The organism is Frankia sp. Hr75.2 (assembly GCF_949319125.1).
GTDB lineage: Bacteria > Actinomycetota > Actinomycetes > Frankiales > Frankiaceae > Parafrankia > Parafrankia soli.
This window is the reverse complement of sequence record NZ_CASGGV010000316.1, coordinates 1-19,111: the sequence shown is the minus strand read 5'-3', so window position 1 is coordinate 19,111 and position 19,111 is coordinate 1. Positions and strand designations below refer to the sequence as shown.

The window sequence follows — 19,111 nt, the reverse complement described above, 5'->3', positions numbered from 1 at the left end:
TCATGTTCACCCTGGCTGTGCGGTCGCTACGGCGACGGATGAGCGCCTTCACCGCAAGCTTCCTGGCGGTGTTCCTCGGTGCTGTGCTGGTGATGGCCTTCGGCTCGCTGTCCGACACCGGCGCCGCCGAAGGAGTGTCGGACACCGATCAGGAGACACTGGTCACCATGTCGACGGTGGTGGGCGGTTGGGGCCTGGCCCTGGTGGCCTTCGCGGTCACCTCCACGCTCACCCTCGGCGTGCGGCAGCGGGCCACGGAGATGGCGCTGCTCAAGAGCGTCGGCGCCACCCCCGCCCAGCTGCGGCGGATGATCCTGGGCGAGGCCGTACTCCTGGCGCTGGCCGGGGCACTGGTGGCCGTCCCGATAGGGGCGCTGGCCGGGCGCGGGCTGCTGGCGCTGCTGAAGTCCACCGACCAGGTGGCCGACGATGTGGCCTTCGCCTACGGGCCGGTGGCACTGGGCACCGGCCTCGGCGTCAGCGTGCTGGGGGCCGCGGGCGCGGCGGTGCTGACGGCGCGGCGCGTCGCGAAGATGCGGGTGGTGGAGGCGCTGAGCAGCGCGGCCGACGCGAGTGCGGGCGGCGGGCGGATGGGCAGGGGCCGGATCATCACCGGCGTGCTGTTCCTTCTCGGTGGTCTGCAGTTGAGCGTGATGGCCGCGGCGGCCGGCCCCGAGGGCTTCGACTCGATGCAGTTCGCCGGCTCGGCGGACATCCTGTTCGGCATCGGGATGGCGTTCTTCGCGCCGGTGCTGGTGCGCTGGGCGACCGCGGTGCTGGCCCGTCCCGTGCAGCGGTTCGGCGGCGTCAGCGGCTACCTGGCGGTGCTCAACCTGCGGCAGCGCACCGCCCAGTTGGCGGCCGCGCTGACCCCGGTGATCCTGTTCGTCGGCATATCGGTGGGCACGCTGTGGATGCAGGTCATCCAGAACGAGGCCAACGCGGCCGCCGGTGTGGTGACCAACGCCGAGGACGATGCCATCGAGACGCTGAACTTCGTGGTCACCGGGATGATCGTGCTGTTCGCCTGCATCATGCTGATCAACACGCTGGTCGCCGCGACCACCGACCGGCGCCGGGAGTTCGGCCAGCAGCGCCTCGCCGGGGCGACCCGCCGCCAGGTGCTGGGCATGGTCATCCTGGAGGGCGCGGTGCTGACCGTCGCCGGGCTGGTGATCGGCACCGTCGCCGCGCTGCCCACCGTGCTGCCGTTCAGCTACGCCAAGACCGACAGCTGGCTGCCCGACCCGGAGGTGGGTATCTGGCTCGGTACCGCGGCGGTGGCCGTGGCGGCGACGCTGGCCGCCCTGCTCGGCTCGGCACGCCGGGCCCTGCGGGCGCCCGCCGTCGAGGCGGTGGCGGTGGCGGCCTGAACTGGAGGGAACCGACATCGTCACAGCCGGTTCGCGGCGGGCTCGGGCTGGCGTGGGACGCGCGCGAGGCGGGCCCGCCCGCCTCCCACGCCCTCGATCTGGCGCAGGGTCTCGACAAACAGCACCGTGAGCGCCGCTACCAGGCGCACTCCGGGCCCGGTCATGATCTGGTGCCCACCCGGCACGGTCGTCAGTCGAGCCGTGCTCACCGTCCGCGTGATCATCTTGGTGAGGTGGAGCGGGCTTGTCTCGTCCTGCTCGCCGTGGATCAGCAGTACCGGCAGGTCGGGCAGCACGCGCGGTGGGAGCTCGGTCGGCAGCTCGCCGGCGAATGGCTGGTGCACCAGGGGAAGTCCCAGCAGGATCAGGGCGTCGGGTCGCAGCGCCGGTGAGCCCGCCAGCGACAGCGAGCGCAGGGCCCCGGTGTCCGAACCGAGCAGGATGAACGGCACGCCGGGCACCCGCGCCTCCGCCAGCGCGACGGCGCCGTGCTCCTGGGTGGACAGGTAGGTCACGTCGTAGCCGTCGATCGCCAGCCGCACGGCGGTCCGTTCGTAGCTGTCCACGCTCTCGCCGCGGCCGGGGATCATCACGATCGAGGCCCGCGGCGGCCGGCCCGCGTCGGCGGCGGGCCAGAACCGGGTCGCGGCGCGGCCGACGAAACCGCGCACCTGGCGGCCGGACCGGATCGGGTTCCGGGTGTCCGTCGGAGAATGCATGATCTGCTCCAGGGAAAATGGGGGCCGGTGCGGTTGGAACGCGCGAGACGGCCCAGGCGAGGATGGGAGTGGCGGTAAGAAAGACCGCCCGGTGGGCAGCCCAAAGAAAACATGCCACGCAGGATGAGAGAGAACACGGCTGTTACCGAAAAAATCGGAAGAGCGCCGGAGTGGACGTCGCTGAAGGTACGCCTGCCGTCGCTGGAAGAGCCGACACCGGAATCGTGGGGCCGAGCGGGCGGACGAATCCGTCCTGGTGGCCTGGCTCGGCTCGCCCTCGGTGAGGTCAGCTGGCGGGTGACCGCGTACAGGCGGCCGACGCCACCCGCAGGAAATCGATGTGGCCGCGGATTACGAGGCGTGTCGTCTGCAGGAGCCGCCGGGTCGCTCTTAGAGACTGCTGTGTCGCCCGTGGAAACCGAGGTGTCGCCCGTGGAAACCGAGGTGTCGTTGAACCCGGCCGGAGCATGGTCCAACTCTGTGCCGTCACGGCGCGGATGTCAACACCATTACGAAATCCGCCCGGCCGGGTCTGCCTGACGAAAGTACCGCGGGGCCGGGCGGTGGTATTTCCGGTTCCGTCCAGGACGGGGGTCGAGGTCACGGGGACCATCGGCCCCGGGCACGCAGGATCGGGAGCACACCCTCCCCGAACCAGTACGCCTCCTCCAGGTGGGGATACCCGGAGAGCACGAACTCGGTGACGCCGACCTGGTGGTAGGTCTCGATGAGGTCCGCCACCTCGTGGTGGCTGCCGACGAAGGCGGTCCCGGCGCCGCCGCGGACCAGCCCGATCCCCGCCCACAGGTTCGGGAAGATCTCCAGCTTCGCGGTCGACCCGTTGTGCAGCGCGAGCATCCGGCGCTGGCCCTCGGACTCGCTGCGCGCCAGCTGCTCCTGCACCGCCGCGACCGTCCGGGCGTCCAGGCCGGCGATCAGGCGGTGCGCCGCCGCCCAGGCGTCCTCGGCGGTGTCCCGGGTGATGACGTGGGCGCGCAGCCCGAAGCGCGGCGCCCGCCCGGCCGCCTCGGCCCTGGACCGGACCTCGGCGAACTTGGCGGCGACGGCGTCCGGCGGTTCGCCCCACGTCAGGTAGACGTCGGCGTGGCGCGCGGCCACCTCGACCGCGGCCGGCGACGAGCCCCCGAAGTAGATCTCCGGTGGCGGGTCGGGGAGCCGCGACAGCCGCGCCCCGCTCAGCCGCACGAAGCGGCCGTCGACGTCCACGGTCCGTCCCCGCCACAGATCGGAGAGCACCGACAGGTACTCGTCGCAGCGGGCGTACCGGTCGTCCTTGTCGAGGAAGTCGCCGTAGCCGCGCTGTTCGTCCGCCTCGCCGCCGGTGACGACGTTGAGCAGCAGCCGCCCGCCGGAGAGCCGTTGGAACGTGGACGCCATCTGTGCGGCCAGCGTCGGCGAGACCAGCCCCGGCCGTACGGCGACCAGGAACTTCAGCCGCTTCGTCGCCTCGACCAGCATCGCCGTGGTCAGCCAGGCGTCCTCGCACCACGAACCGGTGGGCGTCAGGGCGCCGGCGAAGCCGAGCTGCTCGGCCGAGCGGGCGATCTGGCCGAGGTACTCAAGTGTCGGCGGCCGGCCGCGGGTGCTCGCCGTGGCTGGTGCGCCGTGCCCGCCGCCGACCACGTCGCGCGCGTCGCCGGAGGTGGGCAGGAACCAGTGGAAGGTCAGGGACATGCGTGGGCTCCCGGCGGAGGGGACGTGGCGTCGGCATTCGCCACGTCAAGGCCACCAGGTGGGACGGGACCGGATCTCGAGCGACCGGATCGTGACGAGGCGGCGCGGGAGCGGTCGGACGTCCTGGCGGCCGGCGTGGCCGAGGAGCGTCTCAGGAACAGCGCATGCTGCCGCTGCGCGCGAGGTCGACGACGAGACGTCGGATCAATCTCAACTTCATCGACACGGAAAGTAGTATTTGCGCAAGAGAGAGCCGCCGTCAACCACCGACCGGAGGTCGCGGTGACCCACAACGTGCCGATGCAGCCGGCGGAGCGCGGTTCGCTCGTCGCCGCCTGGGAGCCCCAGGACGAGGCCGACTGCCGTGTTCGGACGAACATGGACCGGGTGGGTGACAAGTGGTCGGTCGCGGTCGTCACCCAGCTCAGCGCCGGCCCGCGCCGGTTCAGTGAGCTGAAGCGGGCGCTGCCCGGTATCAACCAGCGCATGCTCACCAGCACGCTGCACGTCCTCGAGCGGGACGGGCTCGTCACCCGCACGGTGCACCCGCAGGTGCCCCCGCGCGTCGACTACGAGCTCACCGGCCTGGGGCGAACCCTGCTCGACACTGTCGCCTCGCTGCTCGACTGGGCTGTGCGCAACGCCGACGGCATCGACGAGGCCCGCCGGCGCTACGACGCCCGCAGCTCCTGAGCGTCAGTCGTCGCAGGGATCACGGTAGGGGATTCCCGGGGCGTAGAAGGCCCACGCGCGTGGGGACAGCCCGCCCGTACCGCCGCGAGCACAGGCGAACCGCAGTGGATCGTCGCGAGCCTCTTCGAGTGGGCTCAGATCCCACCGGGTGAGTGAGCCGGAGTCGGTGGCGGACACGAGCTGCCCGCCGGTCGAGAACGTCAGGGGGGCCAGCGCGCCCGACACCAGCTCACCCAGTGGGCGTGGCCTGGACTGGTCGGTGAGGTCCCAGAGCCCCACCCGCCCGCCGAACGCGCCGACCACGAGGGTTCTGCCGTCCCCGTCGAAGGCGACCGAGTCGACGCGGTCCGCGATGCCCAGCGTGAGCGGGTCCCCGATCCTGCTGGGGGTCGCTGGTTCCGCCACGTCCCAGACCACCGCATGGCCGTCGAGAGTTCCCCCCACCAGGATCCGGCTGTCCGGGGAGAAGGCCGTTGTCATGATGGATCCGACGAAAGGTGTCGTGGCCTCGCCGAGCCGCCGAGGGGGGCCGCTCGAGATATCCCACAGCACCAGGGACTCGGCGGTGCCACCCGCCGCTGTCGCGAGCAGCTTTCCGTTCGGGGCGACGGTGACCCCGCCACTGCCGAGGCCCGTGTGCGACATCTTGGGCAGCCGTGGTCCGCCGGTGGACGAGCCCTCCTCGGCCAGCCGTGCGATCGACCACGAGGTGACATCCCCGTCGCTGCCCCCGGCGATCAGCATGGAGTTGTCGGAGGTGAAAGCCAGGGACATGACCCGCGACCGCGCAGGGGCGAGAGATGTCGGCAGACGCCGGGGGCGTTGCGGGGTCGTCATGTCCCACAACACGATCTGCTCGTCGGTCGCCACCGCGAACAGCGAGCCGTCCGGGGAGAAGGCGGCCAGGCTGACGCCGGGGAGGTCTGTCAGCGGCGCGCCGACGGCCCGCGGTCCGTCGGCGCCTGCGACGTCCCAGAACGTCACCCGGTCGGTAGCGGAGCTCCCCACGGCGACGAGGCCGCTCTTCCTGTCTCCGGCGAGATAGGAGATGTCGGCGCCGGTGGAGGAATGTTCGGTGGGCCGCGGCCGAAGGACGTCTGGCACGTTCCACATCATCACGGTCCGGTCAAAACTGCCGGAAGCAAGAACAAAGCCGGCATCCGGTCCTTCCGCTGCGGGGTCGACCGGGTCAACCCGGTCGACCGGGCGGAAACTCAACGTCTCGATGACCGCGGTATGACCCGAGAGCGGCCTGGTGAGCTGCCTCGGTGAACCGGATGGACTGTCACCGCTGAGGTCCCAGGTCGCAACAGTGAAGTCGGCTCCGCCGCTTGCGAGGACGCGGCCGTCGGGTGAGAACGCCACCGCGTAGACGGCCCCCGTTCCGGCGTCTACGGTCATCTGCGTCACCCGGGGAGCGGCTGGGTCACCCACATCGAGCAGTAGCGTGGAGCCATAGCTGAAGGTGTTTCCGCCACTTCCGATCCCGAGCGCGAGGTGTTGACCGGTGGGGGAGTAGGCGACCGCCTGCACGGCACCGTCAAAGTCGGTGATGGTCGGGCCGAACGGCGCGGGTGAGGCGGGGTCTGTGACGTTCCACAGAGTCAGATCCCCGTTTCCCGGGGAGTAGTCACCATCGCCGGCGGCGAGCACACGGCCGTCGGGGGAAAAGGCGAGCGAGCCAGAGCCACCGACCGTTCCCGCCACCTCGGCGAGACGAATCGGGCGATCCGGGTGCTCGAGGTCCCAGAGGCGTAGGACATTCCCGTCCGCGGACTGGTGCAGCGTCGCCAGCACCGGGGCGACCGGGGAGATCGCCACGGAATGGATCGGGCCGAGGTCGCTCAGGGGCTCCTGGAACGTCATACCGACCGGCCTGGGCGCGGCCGGGTCGGCCAGGTCCAGGATCGCCATCGAGCGCTCAGTCGAGACCACCAGGAAACTGCCGTCGGAGGCGAAGGCACCGCAGACCGCGGCCTGACTGCCCGTAATCGAGGTTCTGCCCACCGGGTGCCGGGACGCGGGGTCGCCCGCATCCCACAGAACCACGGTTGCGCCCTCGTTCACGTCATCTGCCCTGTCCTCGGTGAGGGTCGCCAGGAACCGCCCGTCGGGCGAGTGGATCACCTGCTGGATGTCACCGGCCGAGCTGGGGAGCGTGCCGAGATAGTGACTGGTAGTCAGGGTCTCCACCAGGCTGGCCGAGGTCTCGACGGAGCCGCCGATGGAATGGGCGGCGATTCCGAGGCGTAGGGCGGTCTGCGGGTCAGCCCCGCGCGCGGCGTCGGCCGCCGCCATGAGGCTACGAGAGATCGCCGTCCGCTGGGAGGCCTCGGCCTGGCGCTGGGCAGTCTGGGTCCGTACCCCGAAAGCGATCACGGCGGCCAGAAGGACGACCAGGACGGTGACCGCAGAATATGCCGACAGCAGTAGTCGGCGATGCTGTCGTATGTCCTCGCTCTCCAGATCGTCACGGCTGATGCCATGAATCGGGGCCGCCAGGGTGGCGATCTCCTGCCGGAACCGGCTGTGCCGAACGGAGAGGTTCTGCTCGCGGGCCCAGGTCAGATCGACCCAGAGGGGCTCCCGGTCGAACCAGGCACGAAGGCCGGGTGGGAGAGCGTCGTCCGCGGTACCGCTGAAACCGGCCGCACCATCGCCCCAGATCAGGGTGCCGTCTGTGAGCGCTATCAGCAGCGTGTCGGAGCTCCGGTGGGACTGCCACCACTCCGTTTCCCGCCGCACCCATGGTGATGCCGCCGCCGTCGGCGAGGCGAGCAGAATCAGGTAGCGGCTCTGCTCCAGCGCTCGCTCGATCTCCCCCCAGAGATCGGGGCTTGCCGCGAGGCTGGTCTTGTCCCGGAACACCCGAAGCGCGCGTGCCCGGTACCACCGTCTCGCGAGGCGGTGTAAGCCGAGCTGGACCGCGGGAGCGAGCCTACCGTCCAACGCATGACTATAGGAAAGGAAGGCATCGTAGCGAAGACGACCATCGGATCCTGGCGTCCTGTTCGATTCGTCCAGGTCGGGGGGCGTCGTTCCGGCTGGCGGACCCCCGCGCGTCGGTGGATCCGGCGCATCCTCGTTGTCGACCGTCACTGGAACCCCCGCTCGCCACCGTCGAGCGACATGTTAGCCGGACCGTCAACGAGCTTCGCGCGGCGCTTTCAGCGCGGGGAAAGAGGCAGCGGTTCTGCATGGGTGAATGGGGGAACCGGCGTCGGTGCCGGCAATAGTGGAATCAGTACATTGCGGAGGTGCCTTACCGCATCACGTGCGGGGCGCAGGTGCCACGAGAGCGCGATGTTCCGCAGCGCACGGCATTCTGCGCGTCAGTCCGTGGCCGCTGTCGCGGGCGCCACGGCAGCCGTGCCTGCCGTGGGTGGGCGCAGCAGCACCAGGGATCCCAGGAAGGCCACGCTGACCGAGACGAGGCCGCAGGCGATGGCCGCGAGGAGCCCGGCGTCCGCGCCGTTGCGCGCGGTCTGCGCGAAGAACAGCGCCCCCACGCCGGAGACCCCCAGCGCCGAGGCGAACTGCTGGGTGGTGGTGAGCACGCCGCTCACCGTCCCGCTGATGTCGGGCGGAGCGGCGGCCATGACACTCGCGGCCAGGGCCGGGATCACCAGGCCGTTGCCGACGCCGACGAGCATCAGCAGCGGAGTGAGTTCGTAGGCGGTCAGGCCGATGCCCTCGGCCGACACCACCAACGCGACCCCGCACAGCGAGAGGCCGCTGATGAGAGTTCCGACGACCAGGACCCGCGGCCCGTACACGGCGACCAGCCGCCGTGCCGCCAGCGAGGAGAACGCGAAGGTCACGCCGAGCGGTGCGAACATCAGCCCGGCGTTCAGCGGGGAGCGGTGCTGCCCCACCTGAAGGAAGATCGTCAGGGCGAGCAGGAAGCTGCCGAAGAAAAAGAAGTATCCCGCGCTCATGACCATCCCGCCGACGACCGGCCGGGAGCGCACCACGGCCGGCGGGATGATCGGATGCCCGCCGGAGCGCGCCAGTCGGGCCTCCCAGGCGGTGAACCCGCCCAGCACCAGCACCCCGCCGGCGAGCGCGAGCCACGTCCACAGCGGCCACCCCTCGTCGCGGCCGAGCGTGAGCGGGACGAGGACCAGGCCGATGCCGAGCGTCAGCGTGCCCAGCCCGACCGGGTCGAGCCGCTCGGCGCGGGCCGAGCGCGACTCGCGGACCAGCCGCCGCGCCCCGACGAGCGCGGCCAGGCCGATCGGCACGTTGACCAGGAAGATCGGCCGCCAGCCGAGACCGAAGATGTCCAGGTCGAGCAGCACCCCACCGAGCACCTGCCCGCAGACCCCGCCGAGCCCGATCGTGACCCCGAAGAACGCGAACGCCCGCGGCCGCTCGGCCGGCGGGAACGTCACGCTGATCAGCGCGAGCACCTGGGGCACCATGGCGGCGGCACCCGCGCCCTGCAGCAGCCGGCCGCCGATCAGCACCGCCTCGTTGGGCGCCAGCCCGCACAGCGCCGACGCCGCGGTGAAGACCGCCATCCCGAGCAGGTAGATCCGGCGGCGGCCGAAGCGGTCACCCAGCCGCCCGCCGGTGACCAGGGCGGCGGCGTAGGTGAACGAGTACCCGCCGACGACCAGCTCGAGCCCGGCGTTGGACGCGTTCAGGTCCGACCCGATGCTCGGCGTCGCGACGTTGACGACGAAGACGTCGAAGAGGCTCATGAAACTGGCGATCAGGATCACGGGCAGCGCCCGCCACCGCCGCGGATCGGCGGCTGCCTCGCCCGCGGGCCCGGTCAGCACCGGTCCGGCTGTGGCCGGCGTGGTGCTCGGCGCTGCGCTGGTTGCCGGACCGCCCGCCGCCGGTGGTTCCCCCGCCGCCGGGACGTCGGCACCCGCGCCGTCGACCCTGGCCAGCTCCGCCTCTGTGACCGGGGGCTTCGTCATCCGGCTCCTTCCATGACGCCCGCCGGACCGCATCTGCGCAGCCGCGGACCGTTCGAACGCGTGATCGGATACCGCGAGCACGTTATCGGACACAGCGAAGGCCGCCCGGCGCCCGGGCATTCCCGGCTCCGGCCGTCCGGTAGTGCGGCGACACCCGTCCGGCCCGGTTCTGGATCAAGCCATTCTCTGTATCAGTGCAGGTCAAGGCCCTGCTCCTGGGTTGATGGGAGGCAAAGTGATCCCCGGCACATGGTGCTGGTGGACACCGGCGCATGTGTTCGTGCGTACTGTCCCGGCGGCTCGACCTTCCGATCCCGGACTTTCGGCTGGCCACGGTCGCCGGACTGTGGTCGATTCCCTTCGAGCGTCAGCATGACGCGCTGGTCGATGCCCGGATGCTCGCCGAAGTGTTGCCGCGGCTCCTCGGCCTGCTGGCGAGCATCGCGCCGGGGCTGGCCCGAGACACGGTGGGCTCGGATACGCCGTCCGCGCCGCCTGTCCCAGCTGTTTCGCAGGTGCCGTCCGCTTCGGCGGAGCCGAGCCCTGTAGCCGCCGAGGCGCCGGTACCCGCCGCTCCGGCGGTGATCGGTGACGGTGCCGCGGTGCGGCCGTTCGCGGTACGGCGGGTGCTGGTGCTGGGCGGGCCGCATGCGGACGCCGCCGCGATACGTGAGCGTGTCGTCCAGGCGGGCGGTCTCGCCGCGGTGAACCTGACGGTGACGGAGGTGGTGTGCCTGCCCGGCGGCGAGGACGACCGGCGGATGGCCCGGATCCGTGCGCTCGGACTCCCGGTGATCACCGCTGAGACGTTCCTCCGCCGCCTCGACCCGCCGAGTGCCTCGACGCCGCGGTCCACTGCCGCGGTGGCGGCCCTCGACGCGGTGCCATCGGAGGATTTCCACTCGTCCGGGGGTGCCGTCACGGATCTGCCGGTTTCGGCTGGTGGTGACCGCTGGGCCGTCGCCGCGACGTGGGCCTGGGAGAGCACTGTCGCCGTCGACCTGGTTGCGTTCCTGGTGGGTACGGACGAGCAGGTCGGCGGGGACGAGGACTTCGTGTTCTACAACCAGCCCCAGTCGGACGACGGCGCGGTCGTACTCAGCGTCGACGGCCCGTCCGAGCAGGCCATCGTCGTCGATCTCGCCGCGCTGCCGAGGTCGGTGCACCGGGTCGTCGTCGGCGCCGCCCTCGGTGACGGCCGGACCTTCGGGGAGGTCGGACCGCTCGGCGTGGCGGCCCGGACTCCCGACGGACGGTCCTGGCTGCATGCCACCCTGGACGCGGCGACGACGGAGAAGACGCTTATTCTGGCCGAGCTGTACCGACGGAACGACGCCTGGCGGTTCCGCGCGGTGGGGCAGGGCCACGACCACGGTCTGGTCGCGCTCGCCCGTTCCTACGGTGTCGACGCCACAGACTGAGCAGGTGCCGAACGCGAGCGACCTGCGGGGCACCCGCCAAGCGAGCCGATCGTGACCGACGGCGGCGGTGGTGGAGAGGAGTCCGATCTCGTGGAGTACGTCAAGCTGGGGTCGACCGGTCTGGAGGTCTCCCGGGTCTGTCTGGGCTGCATGAGCTACGGGACGCCGGGGAAGGGGAACTGGCCGTGGTCTCTGGACGAGGACGCGTCGCGGCCGTTCTTCCGGCGCGCGATCGAGGCGGGGGTCAACTTCTTCGACACCGCGAACGTCTACTCGCTGGGCCGCAGCGAGGAGATCACCGGCCGGGCGCTGAAGGACTTCGCCCGCCGGGACGAGATCGTGCTGGCCACCAAGGTCCACTCCCGGATGCGGTCCGGCCCGAACGGGGCCGGCCTCTCCCGAAAAGTGATCATGCACGAGATCGACGAGAGCCTGCGCCGGCTCGGGACCGACTACGTGGACCTCTTCCAAATCCACCGCTGGGACGCCACGACGCCGATCGAGGAGACCCTGCAGGCGCTGCACGACGTCGTGAAGGCCGGGAAGGCCCGCTACCTCGGTGCCTCGTCGATGTTCGCCTGGCAGTTCGCCAAGGCGCTGTTCACCGCCGAGCGGCCGGCTGGACCCGCTTCGCGGTCATGCAAGATCATTACAATCTGCTCTACCGGGAGGAGGAGCGGGAGATGCTGCCGCTGTGCGCGGACCAGGGCATCGGCGTGATCCCCTGGAGCCCGCTGGCCCGCGGCCGGCTCACCCGCGACTGGGACGCCACCACGACCCGGGCCGAGTCCGACCCGTTCGCCCGCGCCTTCTACCAGGACGACGACCGGCTGATCGTCGAGGAGGTCGCCCGCATCGCCGATGAGCGCGGGGTGAGCCGGGCCCAGGTGGCGCTGGCCTGGGTGTCGCGCAACCCGGTCGTCACCGCGCCGATCGTCGGCGCCACGAAGCCCGAGCATCTCGAGGACGCGCTGGCCTCGCTGGAGCTGACTCTCACCGACGACGAGGCCGCCCGCCTGGAGGCCCCGTACCGGCCGCGGCCGGTCGCCGGGATCCAGGTACCGCAGGGGCGCCGCTGAGGTCCGCCGGCGCCCGCAGGGAACCCGGTCAGGTCGGGATCGCGAGCATCCTCCGCCCGGAAGGCGGTCGGCTGGCCCGTCGGCTGCGGCCTCGCGGCCCCTGGGCGGCGTTGCTGGCCCACCCGGTCCGGCTCGTGGTGCTGGGCTTCGTGGTCACGGTGGCCGCGACGGCACTGCTCCTGCTCGCACCGGTCGCGACCGAGTCCGGCCGGACGACGTCGCCGCTGGTCGCCGTGTTCACCGCGACCGGAGCCGCGAGCGGGGCGCTCGCCGTCGTCGACACCGGCGCCCACTGGACCACCTTCGGCGAAGTCGTGATCGTGGGAGCGGTCCAGCTGGGCGGTCTCGGGTTCATGACCTCGGCGTCGCTGCTGGGACTGCTGGTCTCGCGCCGGCTGGGTGTGCGGATCCGGTTGCTGGCCGCCGCCGAGACCCAGTCGTTCGGTCTCGGCGACGTGCGTCGGGTGGTGCGCGCGGTGGCCCTGGTGACCGTCACCGTCGAGGCTGTGATCGCCGCGGTGCTGTTCCTGCGGCTGTGGCTGACCTATGACAGGTCACCGGCCCGCGCCGCCTACGAGAGCGTGTTCCACTCGATCACCGCGTTCAACAACGCGGGGCACTCGCTCTACAGCGACAACCTCACGGGCTTCGTGGCCGACCCGGTCGTCATCCTGGCGGTGACCGGTGGCGTGATCCTGGGCGGGCTGGGTTTCCCGGTGCTGTTCGAACTGCGCCACGAGCTGCGGACTCCCCGGTACTGGTCCCTGCACACCCGGGTCACGCTGCTGGGCTACGGGATTCTGGCGGTCGGCGGCCTGATCGCCATCGCGGCGACGGAGTGGCGCAACGCCGCGACGCTGGGGGCGCACGGTGTCGGCGACAAGCTGCTCGCGGCGTCCTTCGCCAGCATCAACGCGCGTACCGCGGGCTTCAGCTCGATCGACTACGCGGACGTGGACGCGAGCACGCTCGTCGTGACCGACGTGCTGATGTTCATCGGGGGTGGCAGCGCGAGCACCGCCGGCGGGATCAAGATCACAACCTTCATGATCCTCTTCTACGCCATCCTGGCCGAGGCCCGCGGCGACGAGACGGTGGACGCGTTCAATCGCCAGATCTCCCCGGCCGCGCTGCGCCAGGCGCTCGCGGTCGCGCTGCTCGGCGTCGCGCTGCTGGTCGTCGGCACGCTGTGCCTGCTCTCGGTCAGCGACCATCCCCTCGACCAGGTCCTGTTCGAGGTCACGTCCGCCTTCGGCACCGTCGGCCTGTCAACGGGGATCACCGACGAGCTGCCCGCGTTCGGGCAGTGCGTGCTCATCATGCTGATGTTCATCGGCCGGACCGGGCCGATCGCCGTCGCGTCGGCGCTGGCGTTGCGCGAACGGCGGCGGCTGTACCGGCTCCCGGAGGAAAGGCCCATCGTTGGCTAGCAGACATCGCGAGGACGCCGTCCTCGTCATCGGTCTCGGTCGCTTCGGCAGCACGCTGGCGGAGACCCTGCAGGAGCTGGGACATCACGTGGTGGCCGTCGACACCAACCACGATCTGGTCCAGCGCTGGTCCGGGAAGCTCACCCACGTGGTCGAGGCGGACGCCACCAGCGAGGAGGTGATGCGCCAGCTCGGCGCGCACGAGTTCCGGCAGGCGGTCGTCGCAATCGGCACCGGGATCGAGGCCAGCGTGCTGGCCACCGGTGTGCTCCTCGACCTGTCCGTCGCCGAGGTGTGGTCGAAGGCGATCACCCGCGAGCACGGCCGCATCCTGGAGCGCATCGGCGTCACCCATGTCGTCTATCCCGAGCGGGACGCCGGTGAGCGGGTGGCCCACCTGCTCACCGGCCGGCTCATCGACTTCCTGGAGCTCGACGACAACTACGCGATAGCGAAGCTGCGTGCTCCGCGGGTGATCTGCGGGCGGGCACTGGAGCGGACCGCGCTGCGCACCAAATACGGGATCACCATCGTCGGCGTGAAGAAGCCCGGCGGCGAGTTCACCCACGCCGAGGCCGGAACGGTCCTCGACGTGGGCGATCTCGTGGTGATCGCCGGAAGGACGGACCGGGTCGAGAGCTTCGCCGCCGAGATCGGCGGATCCTGAGACCGCTCGCCCGCTGTGGTGAGGCATCGCTGTGGTGAGGCATCGCGGTGGTCAGGCGTCGCGGTGGTCAGGTGTCGCGGTGTCAGGCGTCGTGCCGGGCGAGGAGCAGGCCGCCGGTGAGGAGCGCGGCCAGCGCCCACAGCGTGAGCACGCCGAGTCCCTGCCACGGTCCGATCGGCACGGCGTCGACGTCGCCGGTGGCCTGGACGGCGAGCCCGGCGCTCATCGGCCCGGCCTGCTGCAGGTGCCGCCGCCAGCCCGGGTCGGTGACCACCTGGGCGATGATCGGGAACACGTACAGCAGTCCCAGGACGATCCCGGACGCGGCCGCCGGGTTCCGCGCGGCGGTGACCGTTCCCAGGCCCAGCAGGCCGATGAGGACGAGGTACAGCACGGAACCGACGGCCGCCCGGGGGACGACCTCGTGCCCGGGAAGGATGAACCACCCGACGGTCAGGGACCCGAGGACGGCGGGCACGGCCGTCACCGCGACGACCCCGGCGACGACGACGGCCTTGGCGGCCAGGACAGTCGTCCGTCGGGGCAGCGCGGTGAGCGTGACCCGGACCATCCCGGTGCTGTACTCGTCGCCGATCACCAGGACCGCGAGGACGGCGACGACGGCCTGACCGACCTGGACCCCGGTGAGGCTCAGTCTCGTCAGGTCCTGCCCACAACCTCCCGGCGCGCACCCGGTCGCCGCGGCCACCGCGGCGCTCGACCCGACCGTGCTCACGATCACGGCGAGCGCCAGCCCGAGCGTGCCGGGCGAGGTCCGCAGCTTGGTCCACTCGGCGTGCAGGGCCGATCTCACGCGCTCCTCCGCCGGAGGAGGACGGCGGCCGTGCCCAGGGCGAGGGCGGTCCACCCGGCGAGCACCCCGAAGCCGGCCCACGGGGCGAGGGGGAAGTACCCGTTCGCCGGCGTGTAGAGGTTGGCGACCTGCGGATACTGCGTCGCCGTCTGCTGCAGCGCGAACGCCGCCGCCGGGCTCACCCGCAGCAGCCACCGCGCGGCCCCGTCCGGCAGGACGGTCATGGCCAGCAGATACGGCAGGACGGTCATGGCCAGCAGATACGGCAGGACGATCACGGCGACGGCGGTCGCCACCGCGGTGACACCGCGCCGCAGCAACGTCCCCAGCCCGAGCGCCAGAACCGCGGCGACGGCGAGCAGCGCGGCGGTCCCGACGATCACGCGCAGCTCGGTCGGCGTCGTCGCGGGGTGGACGTAGACGCCGTTGCCGCGCAGCACGCGCTGGCCGAGGACGACGGCGACGGCGGCGGCGACCAGGCCGGTCACGAACGCGACGGCGCCGACCACGACGGCCTTCGCGGCGAGCAGCCGGCCGCGGCGGGGGCTGGCGGTCAGGGTGGTCCGGATGAGGCCGCAGCGGTACTCCGCGGTGATGAACCCGGTGCTGACGACGGTCACGACGAGCAACATCACGAAGGTTCCGACGAGGGCCCGGGCGAGGGACACGCCGATACCGGCCGCGCCGGCGACGGCCGGGGCGATGTCGCCGGAGCCGGTCACCGTGAACACGCCGCCGGCGCGTTCGAGATCGCCGCCGGGAACCTGCGGCGCAGGCCCCGGCATGCCGACGTTCTCGCCCTCCCATGCCGGCCGCGCCACCTGGCCGGGCGCGCCTCGTCCCGCACGAGGAGGTGGTCGAAGGTCCCGGTCGCCTCGGTCGGGCCGCCCGTGGTGCCGGCGCCGAGCGATCCGCCGACCCGCTCCGCGTGCTGCGGGGACGTCGTGAACAGCCCCGCCTCGACCGTCGGCGGCAGGCCGGCCAGCCGCACGGAGCCGACCGTGGTCCAGGTGGTGCCGTCCGGCGACTCGGCTCCGGTCACGGTGTCGCCGGTACGGGTGAGCCGCAGCCAGCGCGGGGAGACGGTGCTGACGGTGCCGGGCGTCCCGGCACGGTCGTGGGTGTAGTCGTACTGCATCCGAACGCCGTGGCCGCCGGTGACCAGGACCGCGGCGTAGGACGAGCCCTGCGCCGTGCCCGCCTTGAGGATGAGCCCGGCCTTGGACCACGGCACGACGGCCGGGCGCGACCCGTGCGGAGACGCCCCTGGCGTGGCCGCCTCGCGTGCAGACGCCTCGTGGGGAGACCCGTCGTCCGGTGTCGGCCCGTCCGGGCCCGGGTCCAGCAGGCGGCTGGTGAGCGAGGTGACGCGGACGGTGATGCTGCCGTCCCCGGTGAGCGGGCGGTGCGCGAAGGCGAAACTGTCGACGACCACCTCCCCGCCGGGCCCGAGCGTCGGCGCACACTCGGACCCGGGCCCGTTCCGGCCGCACGAGCCCTGCATGCCTGGCAGCAGGCCCAACAGGATCGTCGCGCCCGCGGCCGTGACGGCCGCCACGACCCAGCCGTGGACGGTGCGGAACTTCGTGAACTCGGCGCGCAGCACCTGGCCGAAGGCGTTCATCGGGCCCGCGCCGGGTCCACGGCGCGGAACTCGACCTCGTCGCGGGTGAGCGCCAGATAGACGTCCTCCAGCGTCGCCCGCCGCGCCCCCGGCGCGGTGGCCAGCAGGTGAGCCACCGGCGCGTCGGCGATGACCTTTCCGCGCCCGACCACCACCACGTGGTCGGCGGTTTCCTGCAGTTCGCTCATCAGATGGCTCGACACCAGGACCGCGCGGCCCTCGGCGGCGAGCGTGCGCAGGAGCCGGCGCATCCACACGATGCCCTCCGGGTCCATGCCGTTGAACGGCTCGTCGAGCAGGAGCGCCGGTGGGTCGCCGAGCAGCGCGGCGGCGATCCCGAGCCGCTGCCGCATGCCGAGCGAGAAGCCGCCGGCCCGGCGCCGGGCGACCGCCCGCAGGCCGGCCTGATCGAGAACCTCGTCGACGCGCCGGGCGGTGAGGCCCTGCGAGTGGGCGAGCCAGAGGAGATGGCTGCGGGCGGTCCGGCCGGGCTGCAGCGCCGCGGCGTCGAGCAGGGAGCCGACGTGGCGCAGCGGGTCGCGCAGGCCGCGGTAGGGATGGCCGTCGATGAGGGCGTCACCGGCGTCGGCCCTGTCGAGGCCGAGGATGACGCGCATGGTGGTGGACTTGCCCGCGCCGTTCGGGCCGACGAACCCGGTGACCTGCCCCGGCCGGACGGCGAAGGTCATCCCGTCGAGGGCGACGGTTCCGCGGAACCGTTTGCGCAGCCCGTGCACAGTAATCATGGGTCCGGGTTCTACGCGTGCGCCGGTGTCATCCCGGTGCCGGTGGACGACACCGGGCTGACACCCGGGGCATGGCACCGTGAGGGGCGTGCGTGTTCTGGTGGTCGAAGACTTCGAGATCCTGGCCCGGACCCTGGGCACCGGGCTGCGCCGTGAGGGCATGGCGGTCGACGTGGTCCTCGACGGCGCCGACGCTCTCGATCACCTGGCGGTGGCGCGGTACGACGTGGTGGTCCTCGACCGGGACCTGCCCGGCGTGCACGGCGACGAGGTGTGCCGGCGGATCGCCGCCGCGCACTCGGCGAGCCGGGTACTGATGCTGACCGCCACGAGCACCGTCAGGCAGCGCGTCGACGGACTCGGTCTGGGCGCCGACGACTACCTGCCGAAGCCGTTCGACTTCGCCGAGCTGGTGGCCCGGGTCCGGGCGCTGGGCCGCCGTCCCGCCGTGGCGCTGCCGCTGATCCTCGAGAGCGGTGACCTGACCCTCGACCCGACCCGCCGGGTCGCGTCCCGCGCCGGGCGCCGCCTGGATCTGAGCCCGAAGGAGTTCGCGGTCCTGCAGTGCCTGCTCTCCTCGGCCGGACGGCTGCTCTCCGCGGAGGAGCTCCTGGAACGGGTGTGGGACGAGACCGCCGACCCGTTCACGACCGCCGTGAAGACGACGATCCGCCGCCTGCGGGCCAAGCTCGGTGATCCCCCGGTGATCCACACGGTCCGCGAGGGCGGCTACCGGATCGGTGAGTCGTGACGCTCCGGTGGACGCTCCGGTGGACGCTGCGCACGCAGCTCACCCTGCTCTACGCGGGCCCGTTCCTCGTGTCGGGCGTCCTGCTGCTCTCCGTGCCGATCCTGCAGACCCGCCAGTCCGTCCCCGTGGGAGTCCCGCCCGGCCTCGGGACGAGCGCCCCGCCCGGCCCGGACACGTCCCGTCTCCTCACCGTCTCCGCGGTCGCCCTCGCCGCCATGGTGGTGATTTCGATCATCCTCGGCTGGCTGGTGGCGGGCCGCTTCCTGCGCCCGCTGCGCACCATGACCGCGACAGCACGGGACATCTCCGCCACCAACCTGCACCGCCGGCTCGGGCCCCACCGGCGGCCCGGCGAGTTCACCGAGCTGGCGGGCACGCTGGACGACCTGTTCGAGCGGCTGGAGGCGGCGTTCGCGTCGCAGCGGCACTTCGTCGCCAACGCCTCCCACGAGCTGCGGACGCCCCTGACCGCCACGCGGACGGTGCTGCAGGTGGCCCTCGCCGACCCGGACGCGACGGTCGACTCGCTGCGGGCCGCCTGCCAGGACGTCCTCGCTCTCGGCGAAGCACAGGAGAGCCTCATCGAGGCGCTGCTCACGCTGGCCGGCGGCGAGCAGGGGGTGGAACACCGAGAACCGTTCGATCTGACGGTCGTCGCCCGCGGCGTCCTGCTGACCCGGCGGACCGGAGGCGTCGACGGCACCGGACGGGACGAGGGCGTCGAGGGCGTCGAGGTGATCAGCACGTTCGGCGCGGCGCCGACGGCCGGCGACCCACGGCTGGTCGAGAGCCTGGTGGCGAACCTGGTCGACAACGCGCTGCGGCACAACGTCCCCGGCGGACGAGTCGAGATCGTGACGGCGGCCACCAGGCACGGAGCACACCTCACGGTCCGCAACACCGGACCGGTCGTCCCACCGGACCAGGTCGAGCGGCTCTTCCAGCCGTTCCGGCAGCTCGGCGGCCAGCGGGTCCGGCGGGGGGCCGCCGGGCACGGCCTCGGGCTGGCGATCGTCCGCGCCGTCGCGGGCGCGCACGGCGCCACCCTGACCGCGCGCGCCCGGCCCGAGGGCGGCCTGGACATCGAGGTCCTCTTCCCTGGAGTCAGGATCCCCTGAGCCAGGCCTAAAGATCCACGCTGTCGTCGTCGACCGGGTCGTCGTCGACG

15 protein-coding genes and 1 pseudogene are annotated in these 19,111 nt (G+C 72.0%); 8 read left to right on the top strand and 8 right to left on the bottom strand.

What is annotated here, in order from left to right; translation table 11 throughout:
* The first annotated feature begins 2 nt into the window (after positions 1–2).
* On the top strand, positions 3–1,373 hold the full coding sequence (locus AC559T_RS28160; RefSeq protein WP_112107679.1) for an FtsX-like permease family protein: 1,371 nt from the start codon (positions 3–5) through the stop codon (positions 1,371–1,373).
* 20 nt (positions 1,374–1,393) lie between these two features.
* Here AC559T_RS28160 and AC559T_RS28155 read toward each other — a convergent pair whose 3' ends face one another.
* Together AC559T_RS28155 and AC559T_RS28150 are read right to left on the bottom strand one after the other, a co-directional pair.
* The gene (locus AC559T_RS28155; protein WP_071065286.1) at positions 1,394–2,092 is read right to left on the bottom strand and encodes an alpha/beta hydrolase; all 699 of its coding nucleotides are present in this window, start codon (positions 2,090–2,092) and stop codon (positions 1,394–1,396) included.
* Between the two features lie 600 nt (positions 2,093–2,692).
* On the bottom strand, positions 2,693–3,787 hold the full coding sequence (locus AC559T_RS28150) for an LLM class flavin-dependent oxidoreductase (RefSeq protein WP_020462300.1): 1,095 nt from the start codon (positions 3,785–3,787) through the stop codon (positions 2,693–2,695).
* A 282-nt stretch (positions 3,788–4,069) separates the two neighbouring features.
* On the opposite strand from AC559T_RS28150, the gene AC559T_RS28145 reads away from it, so the two are divergent.
* On the top strand, positions 4,070–4,480 hold the full coding sequence (locus AC559T_RS28145) for a winged helix-turn-helix transcriptional regulator (protein ID WP_498870636.1): 411 nt from the start codon (positions 4,070–4,072) through the stop codon (positions 4,478–4,480).
* 3 nt (positions 4,481–4,483) lie between these two features.
* Here the strand turns inward: AC559T_RS28145 and AC559T_RS28140 are convergent, their stop codons facing one another.
* Both AC559T_RS28140 and AC559T_RS28135 read right to left on the bottom strand, forming a co-directional pair.
* A complete protein-coding gene (locus AC559T_RS28140; protein WP_498870635.1) occupies positions 4,484–7,429 on the bottom strand; it encodes a toll/interleukin-1 receptor domain-containing protein in 2,946 nt (981 codons plus the stop codon).
* A 383-nt stretch (positions 7,430–7,812) separates the two neighbouring features.
* Complete coding sequence (locus AC559T_RS28135) at positions 7,813–9,411, bottom strand: MFS transporter (protein ID WP_498870634.1); 1,599 nt, start codon at positions 9,409–9,411, stop codon at positions 7,813–7,815.
* A 272-nt stretch (positions 9,412–9,683) separates the two neighbouring features.
* Between AC559T_RS28135 and AC559T_RS28130 the strand changes: the two genes are divergently transcribed.
* The 4 genes and pseudogenes from AC559T_RS28130 to AC559T_RS28115 all read left to right on the top strand — a co-directional run bounded on the left by AC559T_RS28130 (position 9,684) and on the right by AC559T_RS28115 (position 14,008).
* Entirely contained in the window at positions 9,684–10,832 is a 1,149-nt protein-coding gene (locus tag AC559T_RS28130; RefSeq protein WP_498870633.1) for a TerD family protein, read from the top strand.
* Between the two features lie 90 nt (positions 10,833–10,922).
* Positions 10,923–11,911, top strand: a pseudogene (locus tag AC559T_RS28125) (aldo/keto reductase).
* Positions 11,912–12,045: 134 nt separating this feature from the next.
* A complete protein-coding gene (locus AC559T_RS28120) occupies positions 12,046–13,341 on the top strand; it encodes a TrkH family potassium uptake protein (protein ID WP_498870632.1) in 1,296 nt (431 codons plus the stop codon).
* Positions 13,334–14,008: a potassium channel family protein gene (locus tag AC559T_RS28115; RefSeq protein WP_498870631.1), complete on the top strand. Its 675-nt coding sequence runs from the start codon at positions 13,334–13,336 to the stop codon at positions 14,006–14,008. Before AC559T_RS28120 ends, AC559T_RS28115 begins: the two co-directional genes overlap by 8 nt.
* A gap of 82 nt (positions 14,009–14,090) precedes the next feature.
* Here AC559T_RS28115 and AC559T_RS28110 read toward each other — a convergent pair whose 3' ends face one another.
* From AC559T_RS28110 to AC559T_RS28095, 4 genes are read right to left on the bottom strand one after another with little or no spacing between them, the layout of a single operon-like run.
* Positions 14,091–14,822 carry an ABC transporter permease gene (locus tag AC559T_RS28110; RefSeq protein WP_498870630.1) on the bottom strand — a complete coding sequence of 244 codons (732 nt, stop codon included), beginning with the start codon at positions 14,820–14,822 and terminating at the stop codon, positions 14,091–14,093.
* Entirely contained in the window at positions 14,819–15,607 is a 789-nt protein-coding gene (locus tag AC559T_RS28105) for a hypothetical protein (RefSeq protein WP_498870629.1), read from the bottom strand. The genes AC559T_RS28110 and AC559T_RS28105 overlap by 4 nt, the downstream gene beginning before the upstream one ends.
* Complete coding sequence (locus AC559T_RS28100) at positions 15,541–16,446, bottom strand: DUF1349 domain-containing protein (RefSeq protein WP_498870628.1); 906 nt, start codon at positions 16,444–16,446, stop codon at positions 15,541–15,543. Before AC559T_RS28100 ends, AC559T_RS28105 begins: the two co-directional genes overlap by 67 nt.
* On the bottom strand, positions 16,443–17,192 hold the full coding sequence (locus tag AC559T_RS28095; RefSeq protein ID WP_498870627.1) for an ABC transporter ATP-binding protein: 750 nt from the start codon (positions 17,190–17,192) through the stop codon (positions 16,443–16,445). Before AC559T_RS28095 ends, AC559T_RS28100 begins: the two co-directional genes overlap by 4 nt.
* Positions 17,193–17,280: 88 nt before the next feature.
* On the opposite strand from AC559T_RS28095, the gene AC559T_RS28090 reads away from it, so the two are divergent.
* Both AC559T_RS28090 and AC559T_RS28085 read left to right on the top strand, forming a co-directional pair.
* Positions 17,281–17,943, top strand: coding sequence for a response regulator transcription factor (locus AC559T_RS28090; protein ID WP_498870626.1), 663 nt, complete (start codon positions 17,281–17,283; stop codon positions 17,941–17,943).
* On the top strand, positions 17,940–19,061 hold the full coding sequence (locus AC559T_RS28085) for a sensor histidine kinase (RefSeq protein ID WP_498870625.1): 1,122 nt from the start codon (positions 17,940–17,942) through the stop codon (positions 19,059–19,061). The genes AC559T_RS28090 and AC559T_RS28085 overlap by 4 nt, the downstream gene beginning before the upstream one ends.
* The last annotated feature ends 50 nt before the right edge of the window (positions 19,062–19,111 follow it).